The following is a 10967-nucleotide window of genomic DNA, read 5'->3' as shown; positions in this document are numbered from 1 at the left end:
GCTTGTCCTCAGTTGCTCGCGTCCACTGTGTTAGTTCTGAGGCAACGAACAGTTGCCGGCTTTCGAGCTGAACAGAACAATTGAAGAGTGTGCTTGTTCGCTCGAAACCATTAGGGTTTCGGTGGTCATAGCGTAGGGGAAACGCCCGGTTACATTTCGAACCCGGAAGCTAAGCCTTACAGCGCCGATGGTACTGCAGGGGGGACCCTGTGGGAGAGTAGGACGCCGCCGAACAATCTTTGGAAAGGACCCCTGGTCCCAGCGTTCAGCTGGGACCAGGGGTCCTTTCGTTTTTCCAGGGCGTACCGGGTACCCGGCTACGCGAGAATGACTTTGCGGTACCGAAGACAGGAGTCACCGATGTCCACCAACTCTCCCGACGATCGACCGGAGCGCGACCAGCGGCGACGGGACAGTGGGGACCGCGGTGGCCAGCGCGGCGACCGCGGCGGCTTCCGTCGCGACGACCGCGGTGACCGTCCCGCCTTCCGCCGTGACGACAACCGCGACCGCGACCGTGGCGGCTTCCGCAGGGACGACCGCCGAGACGACCGGCGGGGCGACCGTCGCGATGACCGCGGGGACCGTGGCGGCTTCCGTCGCGACGACAACCGTGGTGGTGGCGGATACGCGCGTCGCGACGACCGCGACCGTGGTCCGCGCCGCGATGACCGTGACCGTGGCGGTTTCCGTCGTGACGACCGGGGCGACCGTCCGTCCTTCCGGCGTGACGAGCGTCGTGATGACCGGCGTGACGACCGCGGGGACCGTCCCGCCTTCCGCCGTGACGACAACCGCGGCGACCGCGGTGGCTTCGGCCGGCGTGACGACCGTCGGACCGATGACCGCGGGCCGCGCGGCGGTGGCTTCGGCCGGCGCGATGACCGACGTGACGAGCGTCGTGACGACCGTGGCGGCTTCCGTCGGGACGACAACCGTGGTGGCGGATACGGGCAGCGTGACGACCGTGACCGTGGTCCGCGCCGCGATGACCGTGACCGTGGCGGTTTCCGTCGTGACGACCGAGGCGACCGTCCGTCCTTCCGGCGAGACGACCGCCGCGACGACCGGCGTGACGACCGCGGGGACCGCGGTGGCTTCCGCCGTGACGACCGTGGTGACCGTCCGTCCTTCCGGCGTGACGAGCGTCGCGATGACCGACGCGACGACCGCGGGGACCGTCCCTCCTTCCGTCGCGACGACCGACGCGACGACCGCCGTGACGACCGTGGCGAGCAGCGTGGTGGCTTCCGTCGGGACGACAGCCGTGGTGGCTTCGGGCGCCGGGACGACAGCCGCGGTGGCGACCGGGGCGGGTTCCGAGGCCGGGACGACCGCGGCGCACGCGGGCCCCGCCGCGACGACCGTGGCGGACGGCCCGGTGGCTTCCGTGGGCGCGACGACCGGCAGGGCGGCGGTGGCCGTTTCCGCGACGAGCGGGACCGTGACCGTGAGCCGATCAAGCGGCTGCCGATCCCGGACGACGTCACCGGCGAGGAGATCGACAAGGACGTGCGGCAGGAGTTGCAGAGCCTGCCCAAGACGCTCGCGGACGACGTCGCCAGGAACCTGGTGATGGTGGCCCGGCTCCTCGACGAGGACCCCGAGGCCGCGTACGGCTACTCCAAGGTGGCGCTGCGACTGGCGTCGCGTGTGGCCGCCGTGCGCGAGGCGGGCGGTTTCGCCGCGTACGCCAACCAGAAGTACAGCGAGGCCCTGGCCGAGTTCCGGGCCGCCCGGCGGATGACCGGCTCCGTGGAGCTGTGGCCCGTCATGGCCGACTGCGAGCGTGGCCTCGGCCGGCCGGAGAAGGCGCTGGACATGGCCGGAGCCCCCGAGGTGCAGAAGCTGGACAAGGCCGGGCAGGTCGAGATGCGGCTCGTGGCGGCCGGCGCCCGGCGTGACATGGGCCAGCTCGACGCGGCCATCGTGACGTTGCAGAGCCCCGAACTGGCCTCCAGCTCCGTGCAGCCGTGGACCGCGCGGCTGCGGTACGCCTACGCCGACGCGCTGCTGGCCGCCGGCCGGGAGCGGGAGGCGCGGGAGTGGTTCGCGAAGGCCGTGGAGTCCGACCGCGACGGCAGCACGGACGCCTCCGACCGCCTCGCCGAGCTGGACGGGGTGGAGTTCATGGACGCCCTTGACGAGGGCGACAGCGAGAGCGACGTCGCGGGCCCCTCCGGCGAAGACGCCGAGGACGGCGACAAGGACGGCGACAAGGACTGACGTCCGCGCGGCATGACGAAGGGGCGGGACCGGCATACACGGTCCCGCCCCTTCGTCGTACCGGTCACAGGTCCAGTGCGCGCAGCACCAGGCCCGAGGCCGGCTTCGGGCCGAACGACGTGGACTTGCGGGGCATCGTGACGCCCTGTCGGGCCAGGTCGCGGACGACCTCCTCGCGCACGGGGTGCATCAGCACGGCCGTACCGCCGTCGCGTTCCGCCTTCTCGACCGTGGCCGCCGTGTCGTGGATGTACGAGATGTGCGCCGCCGAGTCCTCGGGGATGTGCCAGACGTGGGCGAGGAGCGTGGCGTGCAGCACCGTGGCGTCCAGGGTGCGCCAGGCCTCGGGGAGGTCCCCGGGGACCGTGCGGGCCAGGAGGCCGGCGTCCGGGCGGTCGACGAGGTGGAAGGCGCCGTCGCCGGCGAGCACGAAGGCGTTGCCCGCGCCGGCCGCTTCCGCCAGGGCGTCCATGGCCTCGGGCAGGGACGTGTCCAGGCGCCGGACGCGGAAGTGGCCGTCCAGGGACGCCACCGCGTCGCTCACCGGGAGGCCGTGGAGCAGGCGGTGGATGGCGCGGACCCGGAGCGGATAGCGGGCCGTGTCGACCAGCAGGACGAGGCCGTGGTCCCAGGGGCTGGGGGAGGGGTGCTCCGCGCGGAGCCTGCGGTAGGTCGCCCAGCGGTGGTGGCCGTCGGCGATCAGGGCCTGCTGCTCCGCGAGCTCGGCCCGGACGCGGGCCACGTCGCCCGGATCGGTGAGCGACCACAGGCGGTGGCAGAAGCCGTCCTCCGTGGTCGTCGACAGGAGCGGCGGCCGTTCGGCCGTGCGTTCCACGACGGCGGACGTCGCGGCCGTCGCGCCGTCGCCCCGGTAGGTCAGCAGCAGCGGCTCCAGGTTGGCCGACGTGGCCCGCATCAGGGCCGCGCGGTCGGCGACGACGTGCGGCATGACGTCCTCGTGCGGCAGCACCACCCGCTCCGACGGCTCGGACACCCGCAGGGCGCCGATGATGCCGCGTTGCAGCAGGCCGGCACCGTCCCGTTGCTCGTACACGTACAGGCCCGGTTCCGCGTCGGCGGTGAGGACGCCCTCGGCACGCCAGGTGCGCAGGGTGTCGGCGGCCTGCGCGTTGCGGGCTTCCGGCGTGGCGGCCTGGGGCAGGATCAGGCGGACGATGTTGTACGGGTCGGCGGACTCGAGGTGGAGGAGCCCGTCGGGGCGGACCACGACGTCGTACGGAGGGGACGTCACGGCGGCCAGGCTGCCGACCCGGTCGGGGTCGTAGCGGAGGCCTCGGAACGGGGTGAGTTCCAGGCCCCGGCGCGCCGTTGCTTCCGGGTGACCCGCAGTATCCATCCCGGCATCGTACGACTGTCGGTGGCATGGGGGATGATCGGGGGAAAGGCGTCTGATGAGGAGCGATGTGCAATGAGCCGGAGCGTCAGGACGAGGCCCGACGGCAGTGGGCGGGGCCTGAGCGAGGCGTACGACACGGCGCTGCTCGACCTGGACGGCGTGGTGTACGCCGGGGGGAACGCGATCGCGCACGCGGTGGACTCCCTCGCCACGGCCGGGTCGGGCGGGATGCACCTGGCGTACGTCACGAACAACGCGCTCCGGACGCCCGACGCGGTCGCCGCGCACCTGACCGAGCTGGGCATACCGACGGGGGCGGACGACGTCATCACCTCGGCGCAGGCCGTGGCGCGGCTGATCGCCGAGCAGGTGCCGTCCGGCTCGCGCGTGCTGGTGATCGGCGGTGACGGGCTGCGCGTCGCACTGCGCGAGCGGGGGCTCGTGCCGGTCGAGTCGGCGGAGGACGACCCGGCGGCCGTGGTCCAGGGCTTCGGCGGGCCCGACCTGCCGTGGGGGCGCTTCGCCGAGGCGTGCTACGCGATCGCGCGCGGTGTGCCCTGGTACGCCTCCAACACCGACCTGACGATCCCGGGCGCCCGCGGCATCGCGCCGGGCAACGGTGCGGCGGTGGAGGTCGTGCGGATCGCCACCGGTGCCGAGCCGCAGGTCGCGGGGAAGCCGTTGCCTCCCATGCACCGGGAGACGATCCTGCGGACCGGTGCGAAGCGGCCCCTGGTGGTCGGGGACCGGCTGGACACGGACATCGAGGGCGCGTTCAACGGGGACGTGGACTCGCTGCTCGTCCTGACCGGGGTGACCGACGGCGCCCAGCTGCTGGCCGCGCCCCCGCAGCACCGGCCGACGTACGTCGACGCCGATCTGCGCGGACTGCTCACCGGGCAGCCGGAGGTCACGGGCGACGAGGACGGCGGGTTCCGCTGCGGCGGCTGGACGGCGAGCGCGGGCGGCGAGCGGCTGGAGCTGGAGGGCGACGGCGAGGCGCTGGACGGACTGCGCGCGCTGTGCGCGGCGGCCTGGACGGCGGGCGGGGAGAACGCCTGCGCGCTGGACCCGGGGAAGGCGCTGGCGCGGCTGGGCCTGTGAGGCGGTGTCCCGGGGATCGTGATGAATTGGCAGGGTAGGCTAACCTAACTGCGTGTTGGTCGACAGTCCCCCCGAACAGCGCGCGGAGACCGCTCCCGCGCCCCCGAAACGCCGTGCGCTTCGTGCCGTCGGGCTGCCCGTCTCCGTGGCGGTCCTGGTGCTGATCGCGATGGCGAGCATCGCGGTCGGCGCGAAGGACCTGTCGTTGGCCCAGGTCTGGCACGGCCTGTTCCACGACTCCGGTACCTACGGCGACGTCGTGGTGAGCGAGCGCCTGTCGCGGACCGTGCTCGGTCTGCTGGCCGGCGCCGCGCTCGGCCTCGCCGGGGCCGTGCTCCAGGCGCTCACCCGCAATCCGCTGGCCGACCCCGGCCTGCTCGGCATCAACGCGGGCGCCTCGGCGGCCGTCGTCACGGCCATCACCTTCTTCGGCGTCAGCTCGCTGGGCGGATACGTCTGGTTCGCCTTCGCCGGTGCCGCGGGGGTCGGCGCGCTGGTCTGGTTCCTGGGCGGCAGCCGGGGGGCCACGCCGGTGCGGCTGGTCCTGGCCGGCACCGCGATCAGTGCCGCGCTCTTCGGCTACCTCCAGGCCGTGATGATCATGGATGACGCGGCGCTGGGCCGGATGCGGTTCTGGACGGTCGGTTCGCTGTCCTCGGCGACGCCCGGCACCATCCGGGAGGTGCTGCCGTTCTTCGTGGTGGGCACGGTCCTCGCGCTCACGCTGTCCAAGCCGCTCAACGCCATGGAGATGGGCGACGACACCGCCAGGGCCCTCGGCGCCCACCTGAACCGCACCCGGGCGCTGGCCATGCTCGCCGCGACCGTGCTGTGCGGGGCCGCGACCGCCGCCTGCGGGCCGATCGTGTTCGTCGGGCTGATGGTCCCGCACATCGTCCGCTCCTTCACCGGCCCCGACATGCGCTGGATCATGCCCTACGCCGCGATCCTGTCGCCCGTGCTGCTGCTCGGCGCCGACGTCCTCGGCCGGATCGTCGCGCGGCCCTCGGAGCTCCAGGTCGGCATCGTCACCGCGATCCTCGGCGGACCGGTCTTCATCTTTCTCGTACGACGGCGGAGGACGGCCCAGCTGTGAAGACGCAACGTGCTGTACGGAGCCCGGGAGGGCTCTCGCTGCGCCTCGACGTGCGGGCCGTGGTCGTCGTCGCCCTGCTGCTGGCCGTCGCGCTCGCCGCGAGCGTCCTGCTGATCGGCACCGGCGACTTCGAGATACCGGCCGGGGACGTGCTGAGGACGCTGGCCGGCGACGGGAACCCGAGCCAGGAGTTCATCGTCAACGAACTGCGGCTGCCGCGGGTCCTGGTCGGGCTGCTGGTCGGTGCCGCGCTCGGGCTGGGCGGCGCGCTGTTCCAGACCATCTCGCGCAACCCGCTGGGCAGCCCGGACGTGCTCGGCCTCGGCCAGGGCGCGACCGCCGGCGCCCTCGTGATGATCGTCCTGTTCTCCGGGACCGCCACCCAGGTCACCCTCGGCGCGCTCGCCGGCGGCCTGGTGACCGGCATCGGCATCTACGTGCTCGCCTGGAAGCGGGGCGTGCACGGCTATCGGCTGGTCCTGGTCGGTATCGGCATGTCCGCGATCGTCACGGCGGTCAACGGCTATCTGATGACCCGGGCCGACATCGTCGACGCCGCCCGTGCCGTCGTCTGGATGACCGGTTCCCTCGACGGCCGTGACTGGGCCCAGGTCTGGCCCCTGCTGGCGCTGTGCGCGGTGCTCGTGCCGCTCGTCCTCGTCAACGGCCGGGCGCTGCGGCTGATGGAGATGGGCGACGACGTCTCGTACGCCCTCGGGGTGCGCGTCGAGCGGGTGCGGATGCTGCTGATGGTGGCCGCCGTGCTGCTCACCGCCGCCGCGACCGCCGCCGCCGGGCCGGTCAGCTTCGTCGCGCTCACCGCGCCGCAGCTCGCCCGGCGCCTCACCCGCTCGCCCGGCCCCAACCTGCTGCCGTCGCTGTGCATGGGCGCCGCCCTGCTCGTCGGCGCCGACTGGGTCTCGCAGCGGGCCTTCGGCGCCGACCAGCTGCCCGTGGGCGTGGTCACCGGCGTCCTCGGCGGCGTCTACCTGCTGTGGCTGCTGGTCACCGAGCGCAAGAAGGGCCGGATATGAGCGCCGGCGGCCCCGCGACCAGCGGGCTGAACAACCAAGGGAGCATCGTGAACCGTCTGTCCGCCGAGAACGTCACCCTCGCCTACGACCAGCGGGTCATCGCCGAGCAGCTGTCGGTGGAGATACCCGACAACTCCTTCACGGTGATCGTCGGCCCCAACGCCTGCGGCAAGTCGACCCTGCTGCGCGCCCTGTCGCGGATGCTGAAGCCCACGCAGGGCCGGGTGCTCCTCGACGGTTCGGTCATCCAGTCGATGCCCGCCAAGCAGGTCGCGCGGACCCTCGGCCTGCTGCCGCAGTCGTCCATCGCGCCCGACGGCATCACCGTCGGCGACCTGGTCGGCCGGGGCCGCTACCCGCACCAGGGCCTGCTGCGCCAGTGGTCGGCCGAGGACGAGCGGGTCGTCCAGGAGTCCATGGCGCAGACCGGCATCTCGGAACTCGCCGAGCGCTACGTCGACGAGCTCTCCGGCGGCCAGCGCCAGCGCGTGTGGATCGCCATGGCCCTCGCCCAGCAGACCCCGCTGCTGCTGCTCGACGAGCCGACGACGTACCTGGACATCCAGCACCAGATCGACGTCCTGGACCTGTGCGCGGAGCTCCACGAGACCCAGGGCCGCACCCTGGTGGCCGTCCTGCACGACCTCAACCACGCCGCCCGCTACGCCACCCACCTCATCGCCCTGCGCGGCGGGGAGGTCATCGCCGAGGGCGCGCCGAACGACATCGTCACGGCCGAACTGGTCGAGGAGGTCTTCGGACTGCGCTGCCAGATCATCGAGGACCCGGAGACGGGCACGCCGCTGGTGGTGCCGGCCGCGCGCAGGGCACGTGTCGCCGGCGGCGCGGAGCGCGAGAAGGTGTCGGCGACGCACGCGCCCTGAGGGCGGCTACAGGAGCTTTCTGAGGCGGAACAGGTCGCGCAGACCCGCCTCCAGCTTCACCCGGCCCGAGCCCCAGGCCTTGGCGAAGTTCAGCTCGCCGCCGACCAGGGCCACCAGGTCGTCGCCGGTCATCGCCAGCCTGATCTCGGCCCTCTCGCGCGGCGGCCCCTCCAGGGTCTCGCGCACGTCGATCCCGCCGTCCGCCATGCGGCCCGCGAAGGTGACGTCCAGGTCGGTGATGTGGCAGCTCACCGAGCGGTCCAGCTCGGTCGCCGACCGCACGTCCCCTTCGGCACCGCGCATGTTGTCCGAGAGCTTGTCGAGTGCGGCACGGCACTCCTCAGTCGTCGCCATCGGCACAGACCGTACCGCAGCCGTTCGCGGTAGCGTCGGGGCATGAGCGACGCAGCACCGCAGGCCGGGGGCCAGGAGGCGGAGGCCGGGGCCGGGCCAGGGGAGGCGCACGACGAGTACGCGCCCGCCGCCCCCGCGCCCCTCGGCGTGCCCCGCACGCCCACCGGCGACGACGGGGTGGACGCCGGACTGCGGCGCCTGGCCGACGCCGACCACCTCGCCACGGACGGGCACGTCGAGGTGTACGAGGATGTACACCGGGGGCTGCGCGACGCGCTCACCGCGCTCGACGCCCGCCCGGGACCTCCGGCGCCCCCGTCGCCGTACGAACACAGGAGCTGAACCGAACGTGGCAGGAGTCGCACGCCGCCGTCTCGACGCGGAGCTGGTCCGCCGCAAGCTGGCGCGCTCGCGCGAGCACGCGAGCCAGCTGATCGCCGCCGGGCGGGTCTCCGTCGGCAAGACCGTCGCGACCAAGCCCGCCACCCAGGTGGAGACCGCCGCGGCCATCGTCGTCACCCAGGACGACAGCGACCCCGAGTACGTCTCGCGCGGCGGCCACAAGCTGGCCGGCGCCCTGTCCGCGTTCGTGCCGCAGGGCCTCGTCGTCGAAGGGCGGCGCGCGCTCGATGCCGGCGCCTCCACCGGCGGCTTCACCGACGTCCTGCTGAGGGCGGGCGCCGCGCACGTCGTCGCCGTGGACGTCGGATACGGACAACTCGCGTGGTCCCTCCGCCAGGATGAACGCGTCACCGTCAAGGACCGTACGAACGTACGTGAGTTGACGCCGGACGCGATCGATGGGGAGCCCGTGGATCTGGTCGTGGGGGATCTGTCCTTCATCCCGCTCGGACTGGTGCTGCCCGCCCTGGTGCGGTGCACGCGGCCGGACGCCGACCTGGTGATGATGGTGAAGCCGCAGTTCGAGGTCGGCAAGGAGCGGCTGGGCAGCGGGGGCGTGGTACGCAGTGCGCAGCTGCGGGCCGAGGCCGTCCGGGGTGTCGCCCGGCGGGCCTGGGACCTGGGGCTCGGTGTGAAGGGGGTCACCGCCAGTCCGCTGCCCGGTCCCTCCGGGAACGTCGAGTACTTTCTGTGGCTGCGGGCCGGGGCCGGTGAACTGGACCCGGCCGACGTTGACCGTGCAGTGGCGGAGGGGCCGCGTTGACACAGAACCGAGCTCGTACTGTTTTCCTGCTCGCCCACACCGGGCGGCCGGCGGCCATCCGCAGCGCCGAGCTCGTGGTCAAAGGGCTGCTGCTGGCCGGCATCGGCGTGCGGGTCCTGGAGGCGGAGGCACGTGACCTGCCGCTGCCGGACGAGGTGCAGCTGATCCAGGAGGCCACCCCGCAGTGCCTCGACGGCTGCGAGCTGCTCATCGTGCTGGGCGGAGACGGGACGCTGCTGCGCGGCGCCGAGTTCGCCCGCGCCTCCGGGGTGCCGATGCTCGGCGTCAACCTCGGCCGGGTCGGCTTCCTCGCCGAGGCCGAGCGCGACGACCTCGACAAGGTCGTCGACCGGGTGGTCAGCCGGGCCTACGAGGTCGAGGAGCGGATGACCGTCGACGTCGTCGTGCACCGCAACGGCGACATCGTGCACACCGACTGGGCGCTGAACGAGGCGGCCGTGCAGAAGGCCGGCGCCGAGAAACTGCTGGAAGTCGTGCTGGAGATCGACGGGCGGCCGGTCACCGGGTTCGGCTGCGACGGCATCGTGCTGTCGACGCCGACCGGGTCGACGGCGTACGCCTTCTCGGCCGGCGGGCCCGTGGTGTGGCCCGAGGTCGAGGCGCTGCTGATGGTGCCGATCAGCGCGCACGCGCTGTTCGCCAAGCCGCTGGTGACGTCGCCGGACTCCGTGCTCGCGGTGGAGGTGCTGCCGCACATCCCGCCGGGGGTGCTGTGGTGTGACGGGCGGCGGACGGTGGAGCTGCCGCCGGGGGCGCGGGTGGAGGTGCGGAGGGGGGCGGTGCCGGTGCGGCTGGCTCGGCTGCATCACGCGTCGTTCACGGATCGGCTGGTGGCGAAGTTCGCGTTGCCCGTGTCCGGGTGGCGGGGGGCGCCGCACTAGCGGACTCGATGGGGTGGTTCGGTGTGCCGGCGGCCGCGGGTGTGTCGTGGCTGGTCGCGCAGTTCCCCGCGCCCCTTCCCGGCATGCGCTTCCCGGCGTGAGAAGGGCGGCCTGTGTGCACTCCGCGGCCCAGACCTCGTATGGTCGTGTCCGTGCTTGAGGAGATGCGGATACGGTCGCTCGGAGTCATCGATGACGCCGTGGTCGAGCTGTCGCCCGGGTTCACCGCTGTCACCGGTGAGACGGGTGCGGGCAAGACCATGGTGGTCACCAGCCTCGGGCTGCTCCTGGGCGGGCGCGCGGACGCGGCACTGGTGCGGATCGGGGCCCGGAACGCGGTCGTCGAGGGGCGCATCGCCGTGCCCGGCGACGCCGCGGCGGCCGTGCGGGCCGAGGAGGCCGGGGCCGAGCTGGACGACGGGGCCCTGCTGATCAGCCGTACCGTTTCCGCCGAAGGACGCTCGCGCGCGCATCTCGGCGGGCGGTCCGTGCCCGTGGGGATGCTCGCCGAGCTCGCCGACGAGCTGGTGGCCGTGCACGGGCAGACCGACCAGCAGGGGCTGCTGAAGCAGTCCCGGCAGCGGCAGGCGCTGGACCGGTACGCCGGTGACGCGGTCGCCGTGCCGCTCGCCAAGTACGCCGGGGCCTACCGCCGGCTGCGCGCGGTCGTGTCGGAGCTGGAGGAGATCACCACGCGGGCGCGTGAGCGCGCCCAGGAGGCCGATCTGCTGCGTTACGGCCTCGACGAGGTCGCTGGCGTCGAACCACGGGCCGGCGAGGACGTGGAGCTGGCGGAGGAGGCCGAGCGGCTCGGGCACGCCGAGGCGCTGGCGTCGGCGGCGACG

Annotated in this window: 12 protein-coding genes and 1 rRNA gene; 11 read left to right on the top strand and 2 right to left on the bottom strand. The window is 73.1% G+C overall.

Annotated features, from left to right (window positions below):
* The first annotated feature begins 117 nt into the window (after positions 1-117).
* The 3 genes from rrf to GTW67_RS36885 all read left to right on the top strand — a co-directional run bounded on the left by rrf (position 118) and on the right by GTW67_RS36885 (position 2226).
* Positions 118-234, top strand: a 5S ribosomal RNA gene (gene rrf / locus GTW67_RS08275).
* A gap of 193 nt (positions 235-427) precedes the next feature.
* Positions 428-1576 (top strand): hypothetical protein, encoded by a 1149-nt coding sequence (locus GTW67_RS36890; RefSeq protein ID WP_202436971.1) that lies wholly within the window; start codon positions 428-430, stop codon positions 1574-1576.
* Positions 1468-2226: a tetratricopeptide repeat protein gene (locus GTW67_RS36885; RefSeq protein WP_202436970.1), complete on the top strand. Its 759-nt coding sequence runs from the start codon at positions 1468-1470 to the stop codon at positions 2224-2226. The genes GTW67_RS36890 and GTW67_RS36885 overlap by 109 nt, the downstream gene beginning before the upstream one ends.
* Positions 2227-2290: 64 nt before the next feature.
* Here GTW67_RS36885 and GTW67_RS08265 read toward each other — a convergent pair whose 3' ends face one another.
* Positions 2291-3583, bottom strand: a complete 1293-nt coding sequence (locus GTW67_RS08265) for a DUF1015 domain-containing protein (protein WP_161164156.1) — start codon at positions 3581-3583, stop codon at positions 2291-2293.
* Between the two features lie 72 nt (positions 3584-3655).
* On the opposite strand from GTW67_RS08265, the gene GTW67_RS08260 reads away from it, so the two are divergent.
* From GTW67_RS08260 to GTW67_RS08245, 4 genes are read left to right on the top strand one after another with little or no spacing between them, the layout of a single operon-like run.
* Positions 3656-4687: an HAD hydrolase-like protein gene (locus GTW67_RS08260; RefSeq protein WP_161164155.1), complete on the top strand. Its 1032-nt coding sequence runs from the start codon at positions 3656-3658 to the stop codon at positions 4685-4687.
* 52 nt (positions 4688-4739) lie between these two features.
* A complete protein-coding gene (locus tag GTW67_RS08255) occupies positions 4740-5783 on the top strand; it encodes an iron chelate uptake ABC transporter family permease subunit (protein ID WP_161164154.1) in 1044 nt (347 codons plus the stop codon).
* On the top strand, positions 5780-6817 hold the full coding sequence (locus GTW67_RS08250) for an iron chelate uptake ABC transporter family permease subunit (protein ID WP_161164153.1): 1038 nt from the start codon (positions 5780-5782) through the stop codon (positions 6815-6817). Before GTW67_RS08255 ends, GTW67_RS08250 begins: the two co-directional genes overlap by 4 nt.
* Positions 6814-7701 carry an ABC transporter ATP-binding protein gene (locus GTW67_RS08245; RefSeq protein ID WP_161164152.1) on the top strand — a complete coding sequence of 296 codons (888 nt, stop codon included), beginning with the start codon at positions 6814-6816 and terminating at the stop codon, positions 7699-7701. Before GTW67_RS08250 ends, GTW67_RS08245 begins: the two co-directional genes overlap by 4 nt.
* Before the next feature lie 6 nt (positions 7702-7707).
* Here GTW67_RS08245 and GTW67_RS08240 read toward each other — a convergent pair whose 3' ends face one another.
* Complete coding sequence (locus GTW67_RS08240) at positions 7708-8055, bottom strand: sterol-binding protein (RefSeq protein ID WP_161164151.1); 348 nt, start codon at positions 8053-8055, stop codon at positions 7708-7710.
* Between the two features lie 42 nt (positions 8056-8097).
* Here GTW67_RS08240 and GTW67_RS08235 point away from each other — a divergent pair, with 42 nt between their 5' ends.
* The 4 genes from GTW67_RS08235 to GTW67_RS08220 all read left to right on the top strand — a co-directional run.
* A complete protein-coding gene (locus GTW67_RS08235) occupies positions 8098-8397 on the top strand; it encodes a hypothetical protein (RefSeq protein ID WP_161164150.1) in 300 nt (99 codons plus the stop codon).
* Positions 8398-8404: 7 nt separating this feature from the next.
* On the top strand, positions 8405-9220 hold the full coding sequence (locus GTW67_RS08230; protein WP_161164149.1) for a hemolysin: 816 nt from the start codon (positions 8405-8407) through the stop codon (positions 9218-9220).
* Positions 9217-10122 (top strand): NAD kinase, encoded by a 906-nt coding sequence (locus tag GTW67_RS08225; protein WP_161164148.1) that lies wholly within the window; start codon positions 9217-9219, stop codon positions 10120-10122. The genes GTW67_RS08230 and GTW67_RS08225 overlap by 4 nt, the downstream gene beginning before the upstream one ends.
* Positions 10123-10262: 140 nt before the next feature.
* A partial coding sequence (locus tag GTW67_RS08220) for an AAA family ATPase (RefSeq protein WP_202436966.1) occupies positions 10263-10967 on the top strand: 705 nt, incomplete at its 3' end.

Origin of the sequence: Streptomyces sp. SID5910, assembly GCF_009862125.1 — a bacterium.
Taxonomy (GTDB): domain Bacteria; phylum Actinomycetota; class Actinomycetes; order Streptomycetales; family Streptomycetaceae; genus Streptomyces.
Note: the sequence above shows the minus strand (reverse complement) of the source record. Positions and strands in the feature narration are given on the sequence as shown.